The following is a 22,832-nucleotide window of genomic DNA, read 5'->3' on the forward strand; positions in this document are numbered from 1 at the left end:
GGCCAGCGCCCACGTCTATCGAATTCCTCGAAGGTTTCCGCCGAAACTTTCTGGGTGGCTGATGATCGGGAACGACACTACATGCCTGCTCAACATCATTTCGACGGACGACAGGAAAAACCATGACAATAAATAATGTCGAATTCGGACTCGATACTTTCGGCGACGTGACCTTTGACGACACGGGCACGCCGCTGCCGCATGCGCAGGTCCTCCGCAATGTCGTCGCGGAAGGTGTCCTTGCCGATCAGCTCGGGATCGATTTCTTTGGTATCGGCGAGCATCACCGTGAAGACTTCGCGGTCTCCTCGCCCGAAACGGTCCTCGCCGCCGTCGCCAGCAGCACATCGAAGATCCATCTGGGATCGGCCGTGACGGTGCTGAGCTCGGATGACCCGATCCGCGTCTTCCAGCGCTTCTCCAGCTTGAACGCCATTTCGAACGGCCGTGCGGAAGTCATTCTCGGCCGCGGCTCCTTTACGGAGTCCTTCCCGTTGTTCGGCTTCGAGCTATCGCAGTATGAACAGCTGTTCGAGGAAAAGCTCGATCTGTTCGCCGCCCTGCTCAAGAACGAGCCGGTGAACTGGCAGGGCAGCATCCGCCCGCCGCTGCGCAACCAGAAAGTCTTCCCGACCATCGAGAGCGGTCAGCTGAAGACCTGGATCGGCGTCGGCGGCAGCCCGGAATCGGTGGTGCGCGCGGCTCACTACGATCTGCCGCTGATGCTGGCGATCATCGGCGGCAGCCCCTATCGCTTTCAGCCTTATATCGACCTCTATCACCGCGCTTTCGAACAGCTCGGCAAGCCCGTGCGGCCGATCGGCATCCACTCGCCCGGCTATGTCGCCGAGACGGACGAACAGGCGCGCGAGGAGCTATGGCCCTGCTTCAAGGCCATGCGTGACCGCATCGGCCGCGAGCGCGGCTGGCCGCCCATGACCCGGAACGAATTCGACAACGAGATCGAAAAGGGCTCCCTCTATGTCGGTTCGCCCGAGACGGTCGCCGCCAAGCTTGCCCCCGTCATCAAGACGCTCGGCATCGATCGCTTCCAGCTGAAGTACAGTGCCGGCGCGCTCGGTCACGAGAAGATGATGCGATGCATCGAACTCTATGGTCGGAAGGTGATCCCCGCCGTGCGCGCTGCGCTGCAGGCGTAACACCACCGCATATCTCCGTCTTCGCCTTTCGATCAAATCAGCGGGCGCTTCGCAGCACAGCGAGGCGCCCGCCGCTTTTCTGCTGTCATGTCTTTGCAGTAAATGCTACGGATACTGACATCAGTAGCATTTGCTACAATCAAAGGCGTGCGATGGAAGAGAAGACGCAAAAGCCTCATACTTTCGACGACCGGGTCCTCGGCGCGATCGAGACGCTGGCGCCTGCGGAGCAGCGCATCGCCCGCTTCTTCACCGATCAGAAGCAGGCCGTCTTGCTGAATTCGGCGGCGCAGATCGCGCAACTCGCCGGCACAAGCGATGCAACGGTCGTGCGCACTGCCCGCGCCCTTGGCTTCGAAAGCCTGTCGACACTGCGGGCCGCCCTGCTTGCCGAGCTGACCGGAACGCCTTCACCCAAAGCACGCATGGAGCGCACGCTGGCGGAAACAGGCAATCAGGCGAGCAATGCGCTTCGCCATGTCTTGGGTATGCATCAACAGGCTCTGGACGTTCTCCAGCATGAGGAATTCGCCGCAAGCTTCGAGCGTTGCATCGATATTCTCGCAAATGCTGCCAGGCGCCATGTCTTCGGCATTGGCCCGTCCGGCGCCGTGGCGGATTATGCCAGCCTTCAGTTCAACCGCATCGGCCTGCCAACCAACGCGCTTACCGCCTCCGGCGTCACGCTCGCGGATCGTCTGCTCTGGATAGGTGCGGGCGATGTGGTACTGCTGATGGCCTATGCGCCGCTCTACCGCGAAGTGGAGGTACTGCTCGAGCATGCAGGTCGGCGCGGCGTGCCAGTCATCCTGATCAGCGATGACCTGGGCCTGCTGGTTGCGGATAAAGTCGCGGAAATCCTGCCCGTCCCGCGCGGCAATGCCGGCCACCTGGCCATGCATGCCGGCACGCTGGTGCTGATTGAGGCGTTGATCGTCGCGCTCGCCGCAAAAGGCCAGGACGCGGCCTTGGACAGCCTTGACCAACTCAGCCAGTTGCGCGGCGCTATCGACAAGGCATGGAGCAAGCGCGGTACGAGAAAACGCAAGTGAGCGGCGCCGATGGTACCAAGCGGAAGCATCCATGTGGCGACGATCTTCGCCCGAGCATACGCTCACCCAAAAGATGAAGAACAGCTACCCGGAAAACATCATTCGAATTCAAAGCCCTAACCGTCATTCGGGAATCGTTTCATGAACAGCCTCACACCCATTCTCTCCACCGTGACGGCGTCCTTCCTCGGCTCCTTCGTCGAGGTCGTCGAAGCCTTCACCATCGTTCTCGCTGTTGGCGTCACGCGAAGCTGGCGCCCGGCACTGACGGGCGCTGCCCTTGCGCTTGCCCTGCTGGCGGCCCTCGTCCTCATCTTCGGACCGCTGCTCACGCTGATACCGATCGAAATACTGCAGTTCGTCGTCGGCGTTCTGCTGATCCTCTTCGGCATGCGCTGGCTGCGCAAAGCCATTCTCCGTTCGCTCGGTGTCATCGCCCTGCATGACGAGGAAGCAGCCTTTTCGAAGGAGACGGCAGTGCTAAGGGCACAATCCACGGATCGCCGCGCCGATTATCTGGCCGGCCTCGCCTCCTTCAAGGCGGTGCTGCTGGAAGGCGTCGAAGTGGTCTTTATCGTTATCGCGGTTGGCGGTGCGCATGGCCTCACGCTCTATGCCGCCCTCGGCGCGCTGGTCGCCTTCATACTTGTGATGCTGATCGGGCTGCTGGTGCATCGCCCGCTTGCCAGCGTACCGGAAAACACCCTCAAATTCGTCGTCGGCCTGATGCTCACCAGCTTTGGCATCTTCTGGACCGGCGAAGGCATCGGCGCCCATTGGCCGGGAGAGGATCTCGCCTTGATCGCCATCTTTGCGATCGTCTCGCTCGCCTCCTACGCCATCGTCCGCGGCCTGCGCGGCAACCAAACGGCAAAGGCAGCCCAATGACCGTCCTCCGCATCGCCCTATCCGAACTCATCGGCATGTTCATCGATGACGGCAGCTTGGCCACGCTCTGCCTCATCCTTATCCTCGTCATTGCCGGCGCCGTGGAGTTTCTCGCCATGCCGCCGCTCATGGGCGGCCTTCTCCTGCTGGTCGGTTGTCTCGCCATCCTGCTCTACAGCGTCCGTCGCGCCGTAAAACGATGAGATTCACAACAGTCTACAAAGCCTTGGATTTGCAGGCTGTTGTCGATTCAGCTTTCGACCGGCTTTAACGCTCGACAGAATTCTTCGCAGATGCGAAGAATTTCGCACGCCAAGCGAAAAGGAGAGACGGCATGAGCAGCGCCTATCCCGAAGTCTATCTCGTACGCCACGGGCAGACGGAGTGGAGCCTTTCCGGCAGGCACACCGGCCGCACCGATATTCCCCTGACCGCTGCCGGCGAGGAAGCGGCCCGCAAACTTGCCGGCCGCCTGCCTTCGATCGATTTCGCCGCCGTCTGGTCGAGCCCGTCGCAGCGCGCACAAAACACCTGCGCACTGGCTGGCTTCGGCGACCGGCGCGTCGTCAAGGATGACCTCGCGGAATGGGATTACGGCGCCTACGAGGGCATCACCACCAAGGCGATCCTCGCCGAACGCCCCGGCTGGCAGGTCTTTCGCGACGGCTGCCCGAATGGGGAAATGGCCGCCGATGTCGGCGCCCGCGCCGACCGGATCATCGGTGAACTTCGTGCCATCAACGGCCCGGTCCTGATCTTTTCCAGCGCCCATTTCCTGCGCGTCTTCGCCGCCCGCTGGGTCGGACTGCCGCCGGAAGGCGGCGCGCATCTGGTTCTCGACACGACAAGCATCAGCGTGCTCGGCTACGAGCATGACCTGACCGAGCCGGTCATCCGCCACTGGAACGAGATCTGACGGCCGCGCACCGATCCGCTATACTTCCACAAATATTTCGAGCGGCCATCGCCGTTCGAGTTTTTTGGGAGTCCAGCTCCCGCCATAGGGCGATGTTTCTCAGACGCTGACGGGCACAGTCGCGAGCAGCCTGGCAATCCTCGCCGCCGCCGCATCCGCGGCTCGTGCCTCCATGCGGGCGATACCGAACAGCAGCCCGGGTCGCGCAGGTCCCAGATGCAGCGCCGATATCGGCCGTACCGCGAAACCGTTGGAGTTGACGATACGCGCCATGGCAACATCATCAGTCTTTCCGTCGCGGAACCAGCTTGCCAGCTGCAGCCCGCCGGCACCCGCTCCAACCTCCAGCCACATGCCGCAGTGACGATTGAGTGCTTCGACGGTCGCCGCCATACGCTCAGCATAAATGCCGTTCATCTGCCGCAGATGTGCACGAAACCGTCCCTCGCGCAGGAAGTCGGCCAGAGCGGCCTGGATATGAACGGGCACGATGGCGCCCCTCAGCCGCTGGGCCGCCTCGATCGCTGCCACCAGTCTGGACGGCACGACGGCATAGGCAACACGCAGACCAGGCGCGAGCGTTTTCGAGAAGGTGCCGATATAGGCAACCACCTCGCTGCGATCGATGCCTTGCAAGGCGGCGATCGGCCGCGAGGCATATTGGAACTCGCTGTCGTAATCGTCTTCCAGCACGATCGCACTATTGGCGCGTGCAAATTCGAGCAGCGCAAGACGGCGCGACAGGCTCATGGTGACGCCGGTCGGATATTGATGCGAAGGTGTGACATAGATCAGCCGCGGCGATAACCCGGCGCCCCGGGCGACATCGAGACCCTCGGCATCACAAGATACCGGCACTAGCCTGGCACCCGCCATCCGCAGGATTGCCTGCGCGGTCGCATAGCCCGGATCCTCCATCCAGACTAGATCGCCACCCGGGTCCTCGGCACGGATTACCACGCTTGCGAGAAGCCCGATCGCAGCGCCTGCCGACGGTACGATCACCACCTGCTCGGGCCGGGCGATGACGCCGCGCGTCGCCGCGATATGATCGAGAATGGCTTCGCGCAGCTCGCGAACACCGCCATGATCGCTGTAGCCGAGATCATGCACTCGCAAAGAACGGCCCCGGGCACTCAGACAACGCGCCCAGGCAGCATGGGGAAAGGCTGATACATCCGGCACGCCGGGCTCGAACAATCCTCCGGTTTTGAACTCCGTAACGTGCGGCTGGTTCGGCAACGGCGCCGCGGCCTGCCCCGACAAGGGTGCCGAGGGAAAGGCTGCAACGTGTGTTGCGGCACCGGTCGTCGATTGCAGATAGCCCTCCGCCTTCAGCCGTTCATAGGCATTGACGACGGTCGAACGCGCAACGCCGAGCGAGACAGCCATCGTCCGTGTAGACGGTACACGCTGTCCTGCCGTCATCTGTCCGTGAAGGATACGGTCTCGCATCAGGCGATAGACTTGCCCTTCCAGATCGCCCGAACTCCGGTCGAGTGCCGGCCATTGCGCTACCGCTGCCATGAAAACCCCAACTGGTCTGCCGAAAATCAAAAAACTGGCTATTTATAGCCTACCTCTTTGCTGGCAGAGATCAACGCTCAATCGACGAGGAAGACATGACCGATCTCAGCGCGCCCGATACCAAGACCTATCCGACCAGCGAACGTACCCGTGTGCGGCGCAGCCCGAAGCGCGCCAGCCACGCCCATGCCGATGTTCACGCCATTCTGGATGCCGCCCCACTCTGTCACGTCGGCTATGTCATCGCCGGCGCGCCCTATGTGACGCCGACACTACATTGGCGCGAGGGCGATCATGTCTATTGGCATGGCTCTTCCGGCAGCCGCTTTCTGCGCGCTGCGGAGGACATGCCGGTCTGTCTGACCTGCAGCATCATCGACGGCTATGTGCTGGCCCGTTCGGCCTTCAATCACTCGGTCAATTACCGCTCGGCCATGGTTTTCGGTACGGCCCGATTGGTCGATGATCTCGAGGAAAAGACCGATGCGCTGCGCCGCCTGATCGAGGACCTGTTTCCCGGCCGCTGGGACGGCCTGCGGCCAATGACCAAACAGGAGGTGAAGGCAACCTCGGTGATGCGAATGAAAATCGACGAGGCCTCCGCCAAGATCCGCAATGGCCCGCCGGGTGATATAGACGAAGCGGATCATCCGGTCTGGGCAGGCGTCCTGCCAATCGAAAGCCATTTGGTGCCGCCACGGCCTGCGCCCGGCTTGCCGGACGGGATAGAACTGCCACAATCCCTGGCGGACCTGATACAATCCGGCCGGCTCCGCTAGGCTATATTCGATGACCAAAGGACTTTGACATGGATCTTATGAACTGGAAGGGTGCTGCTCGCCCGGAACGGATTACACTCGAAGGCCGCTACGCTCGAATCGAGCCGCTTGATGCTGCCCGTCATGGCCAGGATCTTTACGCCTCGGCCCGGGCAACCGGCGCAGAGGATCGCTTCCGTTATCTCTTCGAGGATGCACCGGCCGATTACGCCACCTTCTCGCCTTGGCTCGAGAAAGCCGCCTCCAGCGCCGATCCGCTCTTCTATGCGACAGTCGACAAGCGCACGGGACGCGCCGAGGGCCGCCAGGCGCTGATGCGCATCGACAGCACGCATGGCGTCATCGAGATCGGCAGCATCCTCTGGGGACCCGCGATCGCCCGCAGCCGCGTGACGACCGAAACGCTCTATCTGTTTGCATCCTACGTCTTCGACACGCTCGGCTATCGCCGCTTCGAATGGAAGTGCAACAATCTCAACGAGCCGTCGAAGCGAGCGGCGGAACGCTTCGGTTTTGCCTTCGAAGGCATTTTCCGCCAGCACATGGTCGCCAAGGGCAAAAACCGCGATACTGCCTGGTTTGCCATGCTCGACAGCGACTGGCCGCGGCTGAAGGCCGGCTACGAACGCTGGCTGGCGCCGGAGAATTTCGACCAGGCCGGACACCAGAAATCCAAGCTGACATTCGAATAGTCCGGATACTTCCTGCGGCTCCGAACTATAACAGCTTGCGGAAATAGATCACGCGCCTGGTTTCGACGAAGCCGAGCGCGGCGTGAAAAGCATGGCTCGCGAGATTGTCGATGAGCGCATCCGAGGCAAATTCCGCGCAGCCGGCATCTCGCCCCCAAGTGGCGACGGCCTGGCAAAGCGCCTGCGCCACCCCTTCCCGCCGATTTTCCGGGCGCACATAGATACCCTCGAGGAACAGGACTGGAGATGTCTCGCATCCGTTGACGTAATCGTGTCGCAATGTCGCTTCGGCAAAACCGATAATATGATCCTCAGCATCGATCGCCACGAAGGCAATACCGTTTTCATTGGAGCGAAACAGCGCCAGCTCCGCGCGGTGATGTTCAACCGAATCGCCGGGCCAAAGCGCCACGCGCAGGCTCACCCAATCCTCCAGATGCTCGTGCCCCGCCTTCTCTATCCGCATGTTTCTGCCTCCCTTCCAACTATCTGTCACCGGCGAACGGAAAAATTTCGCTTTCGACTCCACAATCATCGCGCTACATATCTCGCATACTCATGCGCTATTTTTCGCTGATCAAAATCTGAGGTTGATGGAATGACATTTCAAAGCAGTTCGCGTCTTTACGCTGCTGTTTCCTCTCTGTTGTGGCCCGCGATCTTTCTGGCGGGATTGACCGGTGCCTATTTCGCCTTCGAGTCGGACATGCATCTCCTCTGGTTCAACGTCACCTATCTTTCGACGGTGGCGGTGATTGCGCTGTTCGAAAGGCTCATGCCCTATGAGCGGACCTGGCTGAAGCGCGACGGCGAGACTTTCAACGACATTGCTCACACGCTCTTGAACAAGGGCGGCGTGCAGATCGCCGCTGCGATCGGCACCTCCTTTCCGATGGCGGTGGCGACCGTGGCGCAGCCGGCGCTCAGCTACCATTCACGCTTCTGGCCGGATCAGTGGCCGATGATATTCCAGGTGGTGCTCGGCCTCGTCATCGCCGAGTTCGGCCTCTATGTGGCCCATCGCCTGGCGCATGAGCATCTGTCGCTGTGGCGCTTCCATGCCCTGCATCACAGCGTCGAGCGGCTATGGGTCATCAATACCGGCCGCTTCCACGTCATCGATACGCTGTTCAAGATCGCGCTCGGCCAGATTCCGCTTTACCTGCTCGGCGCGCCGTTGCCGGTCTTCCTCTGGATCGGTGCGGTCACCGCTTTCATCGGCCTTTTGACGCATTGCAACGTCGACATGCGCACCGGTCCGCTTGATCTCGTATTCTCAACGCCGCGCCTGCATCGCTGGCATCATTCCAAGGTGCTCGCAGAAGGCAACACGAATTATGGGGAAAACCTCGTCGTCTGGGACCTGCTGCTCGGCACATTCTACAATCCGCCGCGTCCCTCCTCCACGGATATCGGCATCACCGGCAAAGTCGCCAAGGGCTTCATCTCCCAGCTTACGCAACCTTTTTCCAAGAAGGGCCGCAAGGAAATCATCGGCAAGAAGCCGAAGGAACTGATCCTGAAGGAAGAACGGGACGCAAAGGCCGCCGCGGCAAGGCGGAACGGCAACGCCACGATCCGCAAATCAGGCTAAAACAGCTTTCGATAAACGTCCGCCGTCCGACCTGCGGGCGCCCACGCTCATCGATGCGTGCCCTGTGGGTGGAAACATCGCGAAAAACTCCCGCCTGGCAATGTGCGTATTTCAGTTTCAAACTGGAAGGATATTGTCATTTAACGTGTATTGAAAAAGGCTGCCTGGGGGTCTACCTAGGTCCATGCAATTGATTAGGAAGAAAGATCAGGAAAATCATTAAGATGGAAGGGAGGTTTACCACAGAATACCTAAAGCAACTCCACAGAATATTTTTCATCTCCAGAGAAATAGATCGCCTTGAACGAGAATTCATCAAGCAAGGCATAGCACATTTTCACGTCTCGGGCGCCGGACATGAGTCGACGGCGTTGCTCAACGAATTCCTTCAGGACGACGACTGGCTGCACCTGCATTATCGTGACAAAGCCCTGATGCTGGCGCGCGGCATGCCCGTTCGCGAGTTCTTTTCCAGCCTGCTTGCGACAGCCAATTCCCACTCCGCCGGCCGCCAGATGAGTGCGCATCTGTCCTCCCGCGCTCTCAACATCACCTCGATCGTCGGCCCCGTCGGCAACAACGCGCTGCATGCGGTCGGTGTCGGCGCGTCCCTGAAAGACAAGCCGGGGATGCCGATCGCCATCTGCTGCGTCGGCGATGGCACCACGCAGCAAGGCGAGTTCCTCGAGGCCGTTGCGGAAGCGGTGCGCAGCCAATACCCCGTCGTCTTCGTCATCGAGGACAACAGCTTCTCCATTTCGACGCGCACGAGCAGGCAGACCTTCTTCGATCTGCCAGGCGGCCCCGCCCCCTCCTTCTTTGGTATCGACATCATCCGCACCGAGGGCGATGACCTGGCGGCATCGCGTGAGGCTTTCCGCAAGGCCGTCCGCCACAGCCGCGACAAGCGTACGCCAAGCATCGTGCTTCTGAACGTCGAACGCCTTTCCGACCACACCAACGCCGACGATCAGAAAACCTATCGCACCCTCCTCGAAATCGAAGCCGGCTCCTCGCGCGACCCGCTGCCGAGCCTGCGGGCAATGCTGCAGGCGGCGGGTGTCGACGCCGATGCGCTTCGGGAGATCGAACAGGAGCTGGTTGCGGAAGTGCAGGCGGAAGCCGCCCTTGCCCGTAAGGAAGACGCTCCGAAGGTCGAGCCAGAAGCCAAGGCTCCCTATCCCGCGTCCTTTGATAAGAAGGCCGAATATCGCGGCAACGAGAACGCATCGACACTGACGATGCGCGAAGCCCTGAATGCCGTCCTCGACAAACAGCTGGCCGCCAATCCCGAGGTCGTTCTCTTCGGGCAGGATATCGAAGACCCGAAAGGCGACGTTTTCGGCGTGACCCGCGGCCTCAGCACCAGCTATCCCGATCGGGTGCGCAATGCCGCGCTCAGCGAATCCACCATCGTCGGCACGGCCGTCGGCCGCGCACTGGCCGGTCAGCGTCCCGTCGCCTTCCTGCAGTTCGCCGATTTCCTGCCGCTCGCCTATAATCAGATCGTCTCGGAAATGGGCAGCATGTTCTGGCGCACAGGAGGCGCGTGGGAGGCTCCTGTCATCCTGATGGTAAGCTGCGGCGGCTACAAGCCCGGCCTCGGCCCGTTCCACGCTCAGAGCTTCGAGGGAATGCTGGCGCATACGCCCGGCATCGACGTCGTCATGCCTTCCAGCGCCGGCGATGCGGCCGGCCTGCTCAACGCCGCTTTCGAGTCGCGGCGCCCGACAATCTTCCTCTACCCGAAGGCTGTCCTCAACAACTCCGACGGCCGCACCTCCGAGGATATCGGCAAGCATTTCGTCCATCCCGGCTTGTCGCGCCATGTCGCGCGCGGCCGCGACATCACGCTCGTCAGCTACGGCAACACCGTTTCGCTTTGCGCCAATGCCGCAAGCGCCTTCGAGGCTCAGGGCTTTTCCGTCGAGGTGATCGATCTGCGTTCGATTTCGCCCTGGGACGAGAAGGAAGTGCTGGCGAGCGCAAGGCGCACCCGCCGTCTGATCGTCGTCCACGAGGACAACCGCACCGTCGGTATGGGCGCGGAAATCGTCGCAACCGTCGCCGAAAAGACCGATGTGCCCGTCGTGGTGCGCCGGCTTGCCCGCTCCGACGCGCACATCCCCTTTAATTTCCGCAATCAGCTCGAGACGCTGCCCTCCTACCGCAAGCTGGTGGATCTGATGGCTGAGGTGCTTGAATGCGAGGTCACCTGGCACGAAGAGGACGATAGCGGCCCGACGGCAGCCATCAAGGCGATCGGCTCCGGCCCTGCCGACGAAAACGTCCTCGTGACGGATCTGCTCGTCAAACCCGGCGACAAGATAGAAGTCGGCCAGCTCGTCGCCGTCGTCGAGGCGACGAAGGCTTCGGTCGAAATCTGCGCCAATATAGGCGGCGTCGTGCAGGAGGTCTTCGCCACGATCGGCGACCAGATCGCCACCGACAGTCCGCTTCTGACCGTCGATGCCAACCGCGATCTCAGCGAACAGAATTTTGCGCTCGCCTCCGAAATTCAGAACAAGTTCGTGCTGCGGCGGCTGAAGTCGCATGTCATCCAGACGCTGCGCCGCCATACCGGCAGCTTTTCCGAGATCGCCATCAACGGCATCGGCTTCGCGACCGGCGCCCGCCGTGTCACCAACGAAGAGATCATCCATAATTGGCCGAACCGGCGCGCTGACGAAATCCTCGCGCTGACGGGCATCAAGAGCCGCTTCTGGGTCGGACCCGACGAAGGCACGCTGAGCCTCGCCACGAAGGCGGCGCGCGATCTTCTCAAGCAGAACCGGATATCGATCCACGATATCGACCTGGTGATTGCCGCCACCGGCACACCCGATATTGCCACACCTTCGCTGGCAAGCCGCGTCGCGGTTGCCGTCGCCGAAGATGGCGTCCGGCCCTCGCTTGCCGCCTATGACATGGGTGCCGCCTGCTCCGGCTATCTCTATGCCCTGCAGCAAGCCTATGATTTCATTGCCCAGCAGAACGACGCCAAGGTGCTGATCATCACTTCGGAAGTTCTGTCGCCGCTGCTCGACATGAACGATTTCGCCACGGCAATCCTCTTCGGCGACGCGGCGACGGCAAGCCTCGTGACCAGCCGCGACATGGCGCGCAACCCGCTCTTCACCGCGAGCCGCCCGATCGTCAGCGGCCGGCCGGAGCCGGGAGACCTGCTCTACGTTCCGCTGCCGGATGATGGCGTCATCGCGATGAACGGCCGCTCGGTCTTCACCGAAGCCGTGCATTCAATGACCCGCTCGATCGAAAACGCATGCGTCGATGCTGGCATCGAGCTTGCAAATCTCGATCTCCTGGTGCCACATCAGGCCAACCAGCGCATCATCGACACCATTGCCAAGCGTAGCGGCCGTCCGGCGCTGAGCGTTATCGAGACCTATGGCAACACCAGCTCATCCAGCATTCCGCTTGCCATGCTGCATGTCGCCAACGAACACTCAGAGCCGCTCAATCTCGGCCTGGTAGCCTTCGGCGGCGGCATGACGGCAGGGGCTGCGATCGTGCGGACGGTGAAGTAGCGGCGGTTTGGCCGAATGAGATTCAACCGATCTGGCGGGACGTCAACGCGTTGGGACGCTGCTATCTGAAACCGGCTGCATCGGCTCGCAGAGGAACGGCCGCTCCGTCGATGCGAAGGATTGGAAACTGATCGCGCGCCCGCTTTCAGAGAGCGACCGCATGTGCTGCTGAAAGAAAAGCCTGAGCTCCTTGAAGGTCTCAAATCCGAGAACGTTTGCGACGCGAACGACGGTGGATGGGGAGACCAGACAGGCGCTCGCGACGGAACTGATCGTACCGAAAGCCACAAGGTCTGGCCGAGCAAGAATCGCTCTTGCAACACGCTCCTGTTGTTCGGGAAGCCGCAACCCCGCCGCCACAATCATCGCCTTCAGCTCGTTGACGCTTTCCGGCCTTTTCAATGAGGTCATGAAAATGACTCCCATTGCTGGAGAAAGCCGCGCCGGAGGCCGGCGCAGCTCGCGTCATCACAGTATGGCGACGGGCTGCCTCCTGGAGACGGACTCGATGCAGGCCAATGCGATCGCCAGCGCATTGCGGGCGTCCAAACCCGTCGGAGCGTCCTTGAACTCACCGGTCCTGACCGAGCTGACGAAGGACGCGAGCTGGGCGGTGTAGCCGTGGACGAAGTGATCGGTATCGCGCCGCCAGGTGTCGTTAGAGACACCGTCCTTGTCGAAAAGCGTCATGCTCGAACGGCGCACGTCGCCCATGGTCACCATACCGCCAGAACCGAAGACTTCACCGCGGATATCGTAACCGTAGAGAGCGGAGAAATTCGCCTCTGCGACGGCGATGGAGCCGTTGTCGAAGCGGATGTTCACGACGGCGGTATCGAGGAAGCCCTTTTCCCTGGCATCGGGGCGCACAAGCGCATCCGCCATCGCGAAAACTTCAACGGGCTCGGCTCCGGAATTTAGCCACAGCAGCGTGTCGAAGTCGTGGATGAGGGTCTCATAGAAGATGGTCCAGAGCGGAATCTTGTCGGGATCGACTCCGAACGGCCCCGGATCGCGGGTCAGGGATCGAATGAGCTGCGGCGCACCGATCTTGCCGGCATCGATTGCGGCTCGCCCCTCGGCGAAAGCCTGATCCCAGCGGCGGTTGAAGCCGACCTGAAGCGGCACGCCGGCTGAGCGCGCGGCGGCAATGGCGCGATCGGCATCCTCAAGCGTCAACGCCATCGGCTTTTCGCAGAAGATCGCCTTGCCCGCCTCGGCCGCCTGAACGAGGACGTTGGTGTGGAATCGGGCGGGCGTGGCGATGATCACGGCATCGAGGCCGGGATGTGCGAGAAGGTCCGCAACGTCGGTGTAGGAAGCGTCGATGCCGAGTTTATCTGCAAGTTTCGCAGCGGCACCGGCTGCCGGATCGGCAATGGCGACGAGTTCGGCGTCGACCAGCCGCCTGGCGACGGTTTCGCCGTGGAACGAGCCGATGCGACCAGCACCGATGAGGCCGACATTGACGGCTTTGATCTTGGGCATGGAGTTTGTCCTGTAGGGTTATGGTGTCAGATTGTGAATGCCGTGCGGAATGCGGAGAGAGCTTCGTCGGCGTCGCCGGCAGCCCAGGCTTCCATGCCGATCGGGCCGGCGTAACCCATCGCTTTCAGTGCCTTCGCGATACCGTTCCAGTTGACCTCGCCAGTACCCGGCTCGCAGCGGCCCGGCACGTCAGCAACCTGAATTTCTCCGATCCAGGGCAGGCATTTGCGGCAAAGCTCGATCAGATTTCCTTCGCCGATCTGCGCATGATAAAGATCGAGGTTGAGGCGCAGCCGCGGATGGTCGACACTGGAAACAAGCGCCAGCGTGTCCTCCGCGCGGCCAAAGGGCACGCCGGGGTGATCGACGGGCAAGTTCAGGTTTTCAAACGTGAAGACGACGTCTTCCGCTTCGGCCAGGTCGACGATCCGGCGAAGAGTGTCGCGAGCCTTCAGCCACATCGCACCCGTGACGACTTCGATCGGTTGCACTGGAAGGCCGCGATCACCAAGACCGGTGCCATGGAGGTTCAGTCGCTGGACACCGAGGCGCTTGCCGACCCGGGCAGTTTCACGCGCCGTTCTTAGAAGTTCGTCGGCGCCGTCATCATCGGTCAGACGGCCTGTAAGATAGCCATTCATGATGGTGAAGGTCGCGCCGGTCGCCTCCAGCTTGCTGATGTCGTGTTCCGGCCAGTTCCACAGGCCGACGCCGAAGCCCAGTTCCTTGAGGCGGGACGCACGCCATTCGATCGGCCTGTCGCGCCACAGCATCTCGGCACAGGCCGCCAAAGGGAAGAAAGTCGTGGGAGCAGTCATAAGTGTTACCTTGTTGATGGGTATGAATATCCGCGGCGCGGGAGCGACGGACCGAATTGCCGTTCCGGAATGTTCAATCAGATGGTTCCGCCGAGCTCCTCCGAGAGGGACTGTAGTTCCTTGCCGCCGGCCATCAGGTTCTGAAGACCGTCCAGATCGATTTCGTTCTTGGCGAAGGTCCCGAGCGTCTTTCCGCGGTTGAGTGCAGTGAACCGGTTGCCCACCGCATAAGCGTGGCGGACGTTGTGCGTGATGAAGATGACGCCGAGCCCTTTGCTGCGGACCTGGTCGATGTACTTCAGGACCATCGAGGTCTGAGCAACGCCGAGCGCAGAGGTCGGCTCGTCGAGAATGAGGATTTTCGCGCCGAAATAGACAGCGCGGGCGATGGCAACACATTGGCGCTCACCACCGGATAGCGTGCCGACCGCCTGATCCGGCTCGCGGACATCGATGCCGATCTTGCGCATCTCGTCGCGCGTGACGTTATTGGCGAAGTCCATGTCCATGTATTTGAAAGGTCCGAATCCCTTCAAGGGTTCGCGTCCCATGAAGAAGTTTCGGGTCACCGACATCAGCGGGATCATCGCCAAATCCTGATAGACCGTAGCAATCCCGGCATCGAGAGCATCACGCGGACCGCCGAAGGCGCGCGGCTGCCCCTCGACCAGGAACTCTCCCGACGTCGGCTTGAACACGCCCGACAACGTATTGATCAAGGTCGACTTGCCCGCTCCGTTGTCTCCTAAAAGACAGAGGACTTCGCCGGAGTTGACACTCAACGAGATGCCGTTGAGCGCAATGATGGAACCGAAATGCTTCACGAGGTTCTTGACCTCGACGAGTGGCGTCTGAGGCGTGCTCATCAGCGTTCTCCCGTCACGCGCTTGCGGATGACATTATTGAAGATGACCGCGGTCAGCAGCATGCCGCCGAGGAAGACGAGATACCAATCCTGATCGATCGAGGTGTAGGTCAGTCCGATCAGCACCATGCCGAAGACGATGGAGCCGAAGAATGCACCGATCGCCGAACCATAGCCGCCGGTCAGGAGGCAGCCGCCGATGACGGCCGCAATGATTGCCTCGAACTCCTTCTGAAAGCCGCGGCGTGCATCGGTCGAACCCGCATCGAGCACGGTCAGGATTGCGACGAGAGTGGCGCACATGGCGGTGACGATGAAGAGCGTCGTCTTGACGCGGGCGACCGGGACACCGGATTTGCGGGCGGCGCGCGGATCGCCGCCGGAAGCAAAGATCCAGTTACCGAAGCGTGTCCGCAAGAGGACCCATGTGGCTGCTAGCGCGATCAGGATGAACCACAGGATTTCGACGGGAATGCCCGGAACCTTCGGCGCTCCGCTGGGAAACGTCTCGATGATGCCCTGGCTCCCGAGCCAGGAGAACAGTCCGGTAAACGCATCGCCTGAGAAGATCGGCGCAAGCGGACTGTCGGCGGCTGCTTCCTTCATGCCTCGAAGCTGCGTCGCGCCGCCGCTCGCCCATTTCAGCCCAACCAGCGTCAGGCCGCGCAGGATGAACAGGAAGGCAAGCGTGACGATGAACGACGGAAGGCCGGTGTGCATCGTGAGCTGGGCATTGGTGACCCCGATTGCGACGGCGAAGCCCATGGCAATCAGGATCGCGACACTGAGCGGCAGATGCAGAACCACAAGCGCCGTACCGAATACAAGGCCGGCAAAGGCGACCATCGAACCGATCGACAGATCGAATTCGCCACCGATCATCAAGAGAGCAGCACCGATCGCAAGGATTCCGAGCTGGGCGGCCGGGGCCATGAAGTTGATCACGCCGGCCAGCGTGAACATGGCGGGATTGGCGGTGAAGAAAAAGAAGATGGTGACGAGCACCAGTCCAGCGACCGCACCAAGTTCCGGACGCCGCAGCAGCGCGGTCATCGTGGAAACCTTTTTCAGCCGCTCGTCGGACCGGGCCGAAGTCCCGTTCTGTTCGTTGGCCAGCGTCATAGGATCGTTCCTCAGGTTATTCGTTGTCTTTGCGCGCCACGGCATTCAGCAGACGAGCCCCGCAGAAAGACAAAAGTGACGGTTGAGGCAGCTCCCGCCATAGCGGGAACTGCGACGGCTCCGGCTCAGCGGATGCCCTGGGAGGATTTCTCGACGACCTTGGCCGCCGTGTCCTTTTCGACGAAACTCGGACCGGAGGCGACGTTGCCTGCCGGGATCGTGCCGTAACGCGCATTCAATGCCAGGAAGGTCACAGGCAGATAACCCTGAAGGTACGGCTGCTGATCGACGACGAACAACGCCTTGCCGTCGGCCACCGCCTTGAGGAAACCTGCAGACAGGTCGTAGGACGCGACCTTTACCTTGTTGCCGACGCCCATTTTCCCGACGACAGCGACGGCACGTTCGCCGACGAGCGGTGCGGATAAGCCGAGAACGACATCGATCGACGGATCGGAGGTGAGCGCCGCCTGTATCTTGGCTTCGATCTCGGCCGGATCGGCTGTCGTCGGCAACACGGTCACCTTACCGCCTTCGAAGCCTTTTTCCGTTCCCGCGCAGCGCTGATCGAGGGCCGCATTGCCCACTTCCTGATTGACGCACAGAACATGCTTCAGGCCGAGAGACTTCAGTTTTGCACCGACCTTGATGCCGGCCGGAAGTTCGTCCTGGCCGACATGCAGCTTGATGCCGAGTTTTTCGGCTGCGGAGATGCCGGAATTCATGGAGATGACCGGAATGCCGGCGGCGACAGCTTTCTTAATCGCCGGACCTAGGGCATCGGGGTCAGGGTCGGAGACCACGATTCCGGCAGGATTCTGGTTGGCAGCGGCTTCTATGAGCTGGCTCATGGCGACCATGTCGAAGGTTTCCGGCGCACGGTAGTCCACCCGGACATTGCTGTCCTTGCCGGCCTGCATCATGCCGTTCTTGACGATGGACCAGAACGGATCGGATGCCTGGCCGTGCGTAACGGCGATGATCGTCAGTTGGGCCTGCGCTCTTGCAGCCGTTGAACAGGAAACGGCGATCCCTGCCGCCAGAATGCCATAGGCGAGTTTGCTGAGAATAGATTTCATAATGTTCCTCCTCCTTGTGCCGCCCGCTCCTCAGGTCGGCAAAATACGAATGCTACCGGGTGCAAATGTCTTGCTACCGGGTGCAAGCAGGTGCATCATAGGCTTGAATAAGGTAAAAGCAAGCATTCATTTCACCGAAATCGAGAAATGGAATATTTGTTCTATTTTCTCCGGAGGCAGCATGCGAAAGCGAGAGACGGTCAAACGAGCCACGGCAAAGGAAGTTGCGGCCGCCGCCGGCGTGTCAAAATGGACGGTCATCCGAGCGTTTACTCCCGGATCGTCCATCACGGAGGAAAGCAAGCGGCGCGTCATGGAGGCGGCAGCGGCGTTGAACTATTCGCCCAATCTTCTCGCACGAAGCCTCGCGACGAACTCAACGCGGCAGGTCGCCGTCTTCGTCGACGACTTTGCCAATCCGCAAAAGCTGCCCGTTCTGGAAACGCTGACGGAGCAGCTGCAAGCCGCAGGGCTCGTCGCCATGCTGATCAATATCAACAACCACTTCGACCATGTGCATGCATTGCTGCATGCAGACCAACGTCAGGTCGATGCCGTCATTCTCTTCGGCACCGCGTTTCGTGACGAGACCCTGACGGACCGCCAGCTGGGCCATACCCTGCCGCCCATGTTCGTGCTCGCGCGCGATAGCCAGATCGAGGGCGTGCCGGCGGTAGTCTGCGACGCCGAACTCGCACTGCGGGACATTGTCAACCACCTCTACGAAAAGGGATATCGACGGCCCGCCTTCATGAGCGGCGCTACGGCACTATCGACCGCACTTCGCCGCAAGCAGCACTTTACCGAATTCTGGGCGGAAAAGGGCATCGAGGTTGTGGACTATCTTTCGGCTGAAAAATACAGCGCCGAAGCCGGGGCGATTTCCGTTCGAAACTACCTCTCCGTAACCGCTGCAGCAGATCGTGCCGACGTTCTGATGTGCGAGAACGATATCCTGGCCTTCGGAGCGATGGATGAGATCAGAGGAAAATTCGGCCTCCGCATCCCCGAGGAGATCGCGATCGTCGGCTTCGACAATTACGAACTCGGTGGGTCGCACGCCTACAGCCTCACCACCTATGAACAGCCCCGACACGAAATGGTTCGGGCGATCATTGCCATGATCCTCGGAACCGTTGAAGCCGAAACCGTCACGTTGCCTGGTAAATTGGTTATTCGAAATTCGACATGAGCGCCTTTCGTAACAAGCGATGGGTTGTTGGCAGCGAGGTGTCGCGACACCTCGCAAAATATATCAGCATCAGCCATTTGCCGCCGGTTGCCGACGAAGGTGCGGAGCCAAGCGATGCCAAAGGCGATGACATCTGGTGGTTTCGGCAAGGCTTGAAAGCGCGCCCCTCACTTGCCGAAGCCGAATGTCTTGCGCAAACTCTTATCGACTGCATTCGCCGGCATGAATCTGCGCAAGCGGCTGAGAAGCGTCGCGTTGCCGCCAGCCGGTTGGCGCATGCGGTACGGACCGTTGATGGCGGCCAGGATTTTCGCTGCGACAGCCTGCGGTGACGGTGCTGATTTGATCTGCGCCTGAACCGTCTCGATGGTCGCGTAGGCCTGCGTTTCATAGACGCCCAAGGGGGCCTCGGTATGTGCCGCGTTTACGTCGAGCCTCGTGTTGGTGAAGGTGGGTTCGAGCAGCACGACCCTGACGTTGAACTCGCGGATTTCGTGGTCCAGCGACTCCGACAGCCCCTCAAGCGCATGCTTGCTGCTGGCATAAAGCCCCATGAATGGCGCTGGCAGGAAGCCCAAGACCGAGCTGACATTGATGATGAGCCCGCTACGGGCGGCACGCATGGATGGCAGAGCGGCCCGTATCATGCGCAATGGGCCGAACACGTTGGTATCGAATACTCTTTGAGCTTCCGCGGTCGAGGTATTCTCGACGGGGCCGATCAGCGAAACGCCGGCATTGTTGATCAGAACGTCGATCTTGCCTGCTTCGGACAAAACCCATTCCACAAAGTTCGTAACCGATGTGTCGTCGTTGACGTCAACGGTTCCGAAACGCACGCCGGGGATTGAATTGGCGCGGTTCGGGTTGCGAACGCCCCCAAACACCTTGAAGCCGTTTTGCGCGAGAAGGCGCGCAGCGGCCTCGCCTATTCCGGATGATGCGCCGGTGATAACGACGACTTTCTGATTGGACATGCATGCTCCTGAGGTTTGTGCGAACGAGTGCTAGGAAGCTTTCGGCGGGATGGGATTTTTGTTCCTTTATCCGGTGGGGATCCCGCATTTTGCTTCGCACACATTCAGTTAGATTTCGATCGCAATCTAACTTGATTTTGGATGTCGAGCAACATATAAAATGAGGCTGTAATTGCTTTGGGAGAATTTTGATTGAGGTGATGCGCTGGAGCGTGCCGGGGTTCGGCGGCCGGAGAGGCGTGGGCAAGACCGCTCAGTCGATTGATGACAGCCGCAGCATCGCCAACGTGCTTAGCGCCACCATGGATTATGTTCGCGGCCGCGATCTGTGCGGCACGCTATGATGAACGATGGACGATCGAGCAAACGAGGAGCGGTTCTTTGCCGGACACTACGCTGATGAATGGTTTGGAGTTTGTGACGGCGCTTTCGCAGGGGACCCTCCCCCGCCCACCGATGGCAGATCTGCTGCCATTCACACTTCTTCCACCCGAGGACGGTCACGTCGAGCTTCTCGCCAAGCCAGAAGCACGTTTTCTCAATATGATGAAGACGGTCCACGGCGGATGGATCATGACGATGCTCGACACCTCCATGTCGCTTGCCGCGCAAACAACGTTGACGCCCGGCGAAATCTGCCCTTCGCAAGAAACTTCCGTCAAGTTCATACGTCCGATTTCTGCCGACTGCGACGAATTGAGGGTCACCGGAAAGGTGATCTCTCGCAGCCGGACAGTCATCACTTTAGAGGGCAGGATCGAAAGCCTTCAAGGCAAGCTCCACGCCCACGGCACGTCAACCTGCTTGATCGTTCGGCCCGGACCATGAAGGTCGAGTAGGTATTGGCCGTTTGAGCACGCCGCGACGGATCGTTGCTACGCATTTGCAACGATTTTACCGAAGGACCGCGCCGAGATGCGAAAAAGCGAAGGTGGAAACACTCAACGACTTAGAGCGTGATGCCGAAAAGTGCAGGCGGCTTTCGGGCGACATCGCGCTCTACTTCTTTGATTCTGGAGCGGATTCAGATTTTAGGTCGAACAGACCTAAAATCATCCGGCTCTAATGCCTCATGACGGCGGTTCCAGCGCGGTTGCGGGAAACGATTTCGTCGTTGGTCAAGCCACCGCCGGCTGCCATGAACTCCTTGATCAGGGAATCGCGATTTTCGGCTGCGCGAGACCGATCCGCAAATAGCAGTGCTTCTTTCAATTCGGCTTCCGAAAGTTCTGTACAATAGGCAGGGGTGCCGGGTTGTTGACGCCATGATTCCGAAAGCGCACCTGAATCCACGGCATCGAAACCGGTCGCCTCCACCAGCGTCATCGCGATCCCCTTCGTCTTGGGATCATCGCCTGCAACCGGGAGGGCGATACGCTCATTTTCTCCTTGGCGCCGGCCTTTCTCCGCCAATGTTAACGCCAAGGCCGCGTTCCATGCTTTGACGAGCGGGCGGCCAATTTGCTCACTTACCCAAACGCTTTCCGGCATACCACCATCCACTTTTGCGATCGCGCCGTCGCGGAACGGATAATAGTTCGAGGTGTCGATCACGACGACGTCGTCAGGCACATCATGGAAGAGTTCAGCAAGATCGGAATAGTTTCGGAAGGGGATCGACAGTACGATCACCTCGACGTTACGAACTGCTTCTTCCTTTGAAACTGCGACTGCACCCACATCACGGGCAAGATCACGGATCGTCTCTGGACCCTTGGAGTTTGCAAGTTTGACCTTGTGGCCGCTGGCCACAAGTTTTTTCGCAAGGGTTGCGCCGACGTTTCCGGCCCCAATAATCCCGATTTTCATGGAATGTCCTTTCTGCGAGCTGGGAAGGCGGTTATGGCAACGTTTCGGGGCGAGCGAACCCATGAAGGACATCACGGAGTTCCACCAACCCCTCATCGGTGAGCTGGCAAGCCGTCTTGATCTTGTCCGTGATGGACCAAAGTTCATCGCGTAAGGCTTCGCCTGCTTTCGTCAGATTGATCAACACGCGACGCTCGTCGTCGCGGTCGCGCGTGCGCGTCACCATGCCGGCAGCTTCGAGACGCTTGAGAAGCGGTGTGATCGTTCCGGTGTCCATGTCGAGCGTTGCGCCCAGCTCTCCGACCGCACGTGGCGTTCTTCCATAGAGCTCAAGCATCACGAGATACTGCGGAAACGTCAGTCCAAGCGGCTGCAGAAATGGCTTGTGAAGACGAGCCATTCGATTGGCTGCGCCATAGAGCGCAAAGGAAAGCTGGGTACCCACCTCACGGCGGGAGTTCATCGCATTCATCGACATGATTCTTTATCTAGTGCACTTTTATCTAGCACACTAGATAATCGGCATCTCGACGGAATCAAGATGGCTGAGCAGATTTAGGCGTTTATGAGTGCCCTGGAAGCCTCGGCACGTCGCGAGACAGGTTCGCCGAGCGCACGCATGATGAAACGAATTTGGGCGTTGACCGACGCAGCAATCTCGTCTTCCTTCTGGAAGCATTGCGCGACCAGGACAGGGTGGGAAAACGGCAGGAACGCCGTGACCACTCTTTTTGCGGCATCGGCGATGTTTTCAACTTGGAATTCACCCGATTGCAGGCCCTGGCGGATAATCGCTTCCAGGATCGCCCGCATTCGCTCATTATGCGCATTCATCGCTGCCCAATTTTCGCTCGTAGCAGCGACAAACAGTTCGTGAACGGGTTTTTCTTCCATCAGCGTCCTCCTGCTGTGCCGATGAAGGACGTTCAAAAGTTGGGCGATCTTTTTGCTCGCTGCCGCGTCTGTCCGTGCGATGGAAAAAGCAATTTCATCGCGCTCATTCACGATACGGCCACACACAGCATTGTCGATCGCGGCCCTTGTAGGAAAGAAGCGGTACACGTTCGCCCGGCTTGTACCGAGGTCGGACGCAATGTCTGCAATCGTTGTCTTGCGATGGCCGATCCGGCGAATGTGTTTTTCCGCAATATCCAGGATGCGATCACGCCCTTGCGCTACAATGGCTTCATCCGAAGCCGAGAAATAAGGTCTCTGCTCCTCGAACTCCGGTTCCTGTCGATCGGACGCCCAGTCAGCATCCTGGACCGTCGATGCTGAGCCGTCAGCTTTTTCCTTCACGCCTTGGGCGGTCACGTCAGTACATAG

24 protein-coding genes are annotated in these 22,832 nt (G+C 60.2%); 12 read left to right on the forward strand and 12 right to left on the reverse strand.

Going from position 1 to position 22,832, the window contains the following annotated elements:
* Window positions 1-122 precede the first annotated feature (122 nt).
* The 5 genes from Q4Q11_RS05780 to Q4Q11_RS05800 all read left to right on the forward strand — a co-directional run bounded on the left by Q4Q11_RS05780 (window position 123) and on the right by Q4Q11_RS05800 (window position 4,016).
* Window positions 123-1,160 (forward strand): LLM class flavin-dependent oxidoreductase, encoded by a 1,038-nt coding sequence (locus Q4Q11_RS05780; protein WP_498568898.1) that lies wholly within the window; start codon window positions 123-125, stop codon window positions 1,158-1,160.
* A gap of 152 nt (window positions 1,161-1,312) precedes the next feature.
* Window positions 1,313-2,212: a MurR/RpiR family transcriptional regulator gene (locus Q4Q11_RS05785; RefSeq protein WP_498568899.1), complete on the forward strand. Its 900-nt coding sequence runs from the start codon at window positions 1,313-1,315 to the stop codon at window positions 2,210-2,212.
* A gap of 141 nt (window positions 2,213-2,353) precedes the next feature.
* The gene (locus tag Q4Q11_RS05790) at window positions 2,354-3,100 is read left to right on the forward strand and encodes a COG4280 domain-containing protein (RefSeq protein ID WP_112505577.1); all 747 of its coding nucleotides are present in this window, start codon (window positions 2,354-2,356) and stop codon (window positions 3,098-3,100) included.
* Window positions 3,097-3,303 (forward strand): hypothetical protein, encoded by a 207-nt coding sequence (locus tag Q4Q11_RS05795; protein ID WP_112505579.1) that lies wholly within the window; start codon window positions 3,097-3,099, stop codon window positions 3,301-3,303. Before Q4Q11_RS05790 ends, Q4Q11_RS05795 begins: the two co-directional genes overlap by 4 nt.
* A gap of 131 nt (window positions 3,304-3,434) precedes the next feature.
* A complete protein-coding gene (locus tag Q4Q11_RS05800; protein WP_498568900.1) occupies window positions 3,435-4,016 on the forward strand; it encodes a histidine phosphatase family protein in 582 nt (193 codons plus the stop codon).
* Between the two features lie 99 nt (window positions 4,017-4,115).
* Here the strand turns inward: Q4Q11_RS05800 and pdxR are convergent, their stop codons facing one another.
* Window positions 4,116-5,543, reverse strand: a complete 1,428-nt coding sequence (gene pdxR, locus Q4Q11_RS05805) for a MocR-like pyridoxine biosynthesis transcription factor PdxR (RefSeq protein ID WP_498568901.1) — start codon at window positions 5,541-5,543, stop codon at window positions 4,116-4,118.
* Window positions 5,544-5,638: 95 nt separating this feature from the next.
* Between pdxR and Q4Q11_RS05810 the strand changes: the two genes are divergently transcribed.
* Window positions 5,639-6,322 (forward strand): pyridoxamine 5'-phosphate oxidase family protein, encoded by a 684-nt coding sequence (locus tag Q4Q11_RS05810; RefSeq protein ID WP_498568902.1) that lies wholly within the window; start codon window positions 5,639-5,641, stop codon window positions 6,320-6,322.
* Window positions 6,323-6,351: 29 nt separating this feature from the next.
* Window positions 6,352-7,014, forward strand: coding sequence for a GNAT family N-acetyltransferase (locus Q4Q11_RS05815; protein ID WP_498568903.1), 663 nt, complete (start codon window positions 6,352-6,354; stop codon window positions 7,012-7,014).
* 25 nt (window positions 7,015-7,039) lie between these two features.
* On the opposite strand, the gene aac(6') is transcribed toward Q4Q11_RS05815, so the two are convergent.
* Window positions 7,040-7,480: an aminoglycoside 6'-N-acetyltransferase gene (gene aac(6') / locus Q4Q11_RS05820; protein ID WP_498568904.1), complete on the reverse strand. Its 441-nt coding sequence runs from the start codon at window positions 7,478-7,480 to the stop codon at window positions 7,040-7,042.
* A gap of 132 nt (window positions 7,481-7,612) precedes the next feature.
* On the opposite strand from aac(6'), the gene olsE reads away from it, so the two are divergent.
* Both olsE and Q4Q11_RS05830 read left to right on the forward strand, forming a co-directional pair.
* Window positions 7,613-8,608 carry an ornithine lipid hydroxylase OlsE gene (gene olsE, locus Q4Q11_RS05825; RefSeq protein ID WP_498568905.1) on the forward strand — a complete coding sequence of 332 codons (996 nt, stop codon included), beginning with the start codon at window positions 7,613-7,615 and terminating at the stop codon, window positions 8,606-8,608.
* A gap of 224 nt (window positions 8,609-8,832) precedes the next feature.
* On the forward strand, window positions 8,833-12,156 hold the full coding sequence (locus Q4Q11_RS05830) for a thiamine pyrophosphate-dependent enzyme (protein WP_498568906.1): 3,324 nt from the start codon (window positions 8,833-8,835) through the stop codon (window positions 12,154-12,156).
* Window positions 12,157-12,198: 42 nt separating this feature from the next.
* Here the strand turns inward: Q4Q11_RS05830 and Q4Q11_RS05835 are convergent, their stop codons facing one another.
* The 6 genes from Q4Q11_RS05835 to Q4Q11_RS05860 form a co-directional block, all read right to left on the reverse strand.
* On the reverse strand, window positions 12,199-12,567 hold the full coding sequence (locus tag Q4Q11_RS05835) for a MurR/RpiR family transcriptional regulator (protein WP_498568907.1): 369 nt from the start codon (window positions 12,565-12,567) through the stop codon (window positions 12,199-12,201).
* Window positions 12,568-12,624: 57 nt separating this feature from the next.
* Window positions 12,625-13,644, reverse strand: coding sequence for a Gfo/Idh/MocA family oxidoreductase (locus tag Q4Q11_RS05840; RefSeq protein WP_498568908.1), 1,020 nt, complete (start codon window positions 13,642-13,644; stop codon window positions 12,625-12,627).
* A 26-nt stretch (window positions 13,645-13,670) separates the two neighbouring features.
* Window positions 13,671-14,462 (reverse strand): TIM barrel protein, encoded by a 792-nt coding sequence (locus Q4Q11_RS05845; protein ID WP_498568909.1) that lies wholly within the window; start codon window positions 14,460-14,462, stop codon window positions 13,671-13,673.
* A 77-nt stretch (window positions 14,463-14,539) separates the two neighbouring features.
* Entirely contained in the window at window positions 14,540-15,328 is a 789-nt protein-coding gene (locus Q4Q11_RS05850) for a sugar ABC transporter ATP-binding protein (RefSeq protein WP_112505607.1), read from the reverse strand.
* Window positions 15,328-16,449 (reverse strand): ABC transporter permease, encoded by a 1,122-nt coding sequence (locus Q4Q11_RS05855; protein ID WP_112505609.1) that lies wholly within the window; start codon window positions 16,447-16,449, stop codon window positions 15,328-15,330. The genes Q4Q11_RS05850 and Q4Q11_RS05855 overlap by 1 nt, the downstream gene beginning before the upstream one ends.
* A gap of 125 nt (window positions 16,450-16,574) precedes the next feature.
* Window positions 16,575-17,528, reverse strand: coding sequence for a sugar ABC transporter substrate-binding protein (locus Q4Q11_RS05860; RefSeq protein WP_498568910.1), 954 nt, complete (start codon window positions 17,526-17,528; stop codon window positions 16,575-16,577).
* A 181-nt stretch (window positions 17,529-17,709) separates the two neighbouring features.
* Between Q4Q11_RS05860 and Q4Q11_RS05865 the strand changes: the two genes are divergently transcribed.
* Window positions 17,710-18,720, forward strand: coding sequence for a LacI family DNA-binding transcriptional regulator (locus Q4Q11_RS05865; RefSeq protein WP_112505635.1), 1,011 nt, complete (start codon window positions 17,710-17,712; stop codon window positions 18,718-18,720).
* A gap of 167 nt (window positions 18,721-18,887) precedes the next feature.
* On the opposite strand, the gene Q4Q11_RS05870 is transcribed toward Q4Q11_RS05865, so the two are convergent.
* Entirely contained in the window at window positions 18,888-19,697 is an 810-nt protein-coding gene (locus Q4Q11_RS05870; RefSeq protein ID WP_112505615.1) for an oxidoreductase, read from the reverse strand.
* A 188-nt stretch (window positions 19,698-19,885) separates the two neighbouring features.
* On the opposite strand from Q4Q11_RS05870, the gene Q4Q11_RS05875 reads away from it, so the two are divergent.
* Both Q4Q11_RS05875 and Q4Q11_RS05880 read left to right on the forward strand, forming a co-directional pair.
* Complete coding sequence (locus tag Q4Q11_RS05875) at window positions 19,886-20,041, forward strand: hypothetical protein (protein WP_162701367.1); 156 nt, start codon at window positions 19,886-19,888, stop codon at window positions 20,039-20,041.
* Window positions 20,042-20,078: 37 nt separating this feature from the next.
* Window positions 20,079-20,525 (forward strand): PaaI family thioesterase, encoded by a 447-nt coding sequence (locus Q4Q11_RS05880; RefSeq protein ID WP_498568911.1) that lies wholly within the window; start codon window positions 20,079-20,081, stop codon window positions 20,523-20,525.
* 234 nt (window positions 20,526-20,759) lie between these two features.
* Here the strand turns inward: Q4Q11_RS05880 and Q4Q11_RS05885 are convergent, their stop codons facing one another.
* The 3 genes from Q4Q11_RS05885 to Q4Q11_RS05895 form a co-directional block, all read right to left on the reverse strand.
* The gene (locus tag Q4Q11_RS05885) at window positions 20,760-21,506 is read right to left on the reverse strand and encodes an NAD(P)-binding domain-containing protein (protein WP_162738365.1); all 747 of its coding nucleotides are present in this window, start codon (window positions 21,504-21,506) and stop codon (window positions 20,760-20,762) included.
* A gap of 31 nt (window positions 21,507-21,537) precedes the next feature.
* Window positions 21,538-21,984 carry a MarR family winged helix-turn-helix transcriptional regulator gene (locus tag Q4Q11_RS05890; RefSeq protein WP_498568912.1) on the reverse strand — a complete coding sequence of 149 codons (447 nt, stop codon included), beginning with the start codon at window positions 21,982-21,984 and terminating at the stop codon, window positions 21,538-21,540.
* A gap of 77 nt (window positions 21,985-22,061) precedes the next feature.
* On the reverse strand, window positions 22,062-22,820 hold the full coding sequence (locus Q4Q11_RS05895; RefSeq protein WP_498568913.1) for a TetR/AcrR family transcriptional regulator: 759 nt from the start codon (window positions 22,818-22,820) through the stop codon (window positions 22,062-22,064).
* Between the last annotated feature and the right edge of the window lie 12 nt (window positions 22,821-22,832).

Source organism: Rhizobium sp. UFLA01-1127 (genome assembly GCF_059803845.1).

Excerpts from the sequence above, each read along its gene's own strand:
- Q4Q11_RS05780 (WP_498568898.1), top strand. The coding sequence starts at position 123 with ATGACAATAAATAATGTCGAATTCGGACTCGATACTTTCGGCGACGTG.
- Q4Q11_RS05785 (WP_498568899.1), top strand. The coding sequence starts at position 1,313 with ATGGAAGAGAAGACGCAAAAGCCTCATACTTTCGACGACCGGGTCCTC.
- Q4Q11_RS05790 (WP_112505577.1), top strand. The coding sequence starts at position 2,354 with ATGAACAGCCTCACACCCATTCTCTCCACCGTGACGGCGTCCTTCCTC.
- Q4Q11_RS05795 (WP_112505579.1), top strand. The coding sequence starts at position 3,097 with ATGACCGTCCTCCGCATCGCCCTATCCGAACTCATCGGCATGTTCATC.
- Q4Q11_RS05800 (WP_498568900.1), top strand. The coding sequence starts at position 3,435 with ATGAGCAGCGCCTATCCCGAAGTCTATCTCGTACGCCACGGGCAGACG.
- pdxR (WP_498568901.1), bottom strand. The coding sequence starts at position 5,543 with ATGGCAGCGGTAGCGCAATGGCCGGCACTCGACCGGAGTTCGGGCGAT.
- Q4Q11_RS05810 (WP_498568902.1), top strand. The coding sequence starts at position 5,639 with ATGACCGATCTCAGCGCGCCCGATACCAAGACCTATCCGACCAGCGAA.
- Q4Q11_RS05815 (WP_498568903.1), top strand. The coding sequence starts at position 6,352 with ATGGATCTTATGAACTGGAAGGGTGCTGCTCGCCCGGAACGGATTACA.
- olsE (WP_498568905.1), top strand. The coding sequence starts at position 7,613 with ATGACATTTCAAAGCAGTTCGCGTCTTTACGCTGCTGTTTCCTCTCTG.
- Q4Q11_RS05830 (WP_498568906.1), top strand. The coding sequence starts at position 8,833 with ATGGAAGGGAGGTTTACCACAGAATACCTAAAGCAACTCCACAGAATA.
- Q4Q11_RS05835 (WP_498568907.1), bottom strand. The coding sequence starts at position 12,567 with ATGACCTCATTGAAAAGGCCGGAAAGCGTCAACGAGCTGAAGGCGATG.
- Q4Q11_RS05840 (WP_498568908.1), bottom strand. The coding sequence starts at position 13,644 with ATGCCCAAGATCAAAGCCGTCAATGTCGGCCTCATCGGTGCTGGTCGC.
- Q4Q11_RS05845 (WP_498568909.1), bottom strand. The coding sequence starts at position 14,462 with ATGACTGCTCCCACGACTTTCTTCCCTTTGGCGGCCTGTGCCGAGATG.
- Q4Q11_RS05850 (WP_112505607.1), bottom strand. The coding sequence starts at position 15,328 with ATGAGCACGCCTCAGACGCCACTCGTCGAGGTCAAGAACCTCGTGAAG.
- Q4Q11_RS05855 (WP_112505609.1), bottom strand. The coding sequence starts at position 16,449 with ATGACGCTGGCCAACGAACAGAACGGGACTTCGGCCCGGTCCGACGAG.
- Q4Q11_RS05860 (WP_498568910.1), bottom strand. The coding sequence starts at position 17,528 with ATGAAATCTATTCTCAGCAAACTCGCCTATGGCATTCTGGCGGCAGGG.
- Q4Q11_RS05865 (WP_112505635.1), top strand. The coding sequence starts at position 17,710 with ATGCGAAAGCGAGAGACGGTCAAACGAGCCACGGCAAAGGAAGTTGCG.
- Q4Q11_RS05870 (WP_112505615.1), bottom strand. The coding sequence starts at position 19,697 with ATGTCCAATCAGAAAGTCGTCGTTATCACCGGCGCATCATCCGGAATA.
- Q4Q11_RS05885 (WP_162738365.1), bottom strand. The coding sequence starts at position 21,506 with ATGAAAATCGGGATTATTGGGGCCGGAAACGTCGGCGCAACCCTTGCG.
- Q4Q11_RS05890 (WP_498568912.1), bottom strand. The coding sequence starts at position 21,984 with ATGTCGATGAATGCGATGAACTCCCGCCGTGAGGTGGGTACCCAGCTT.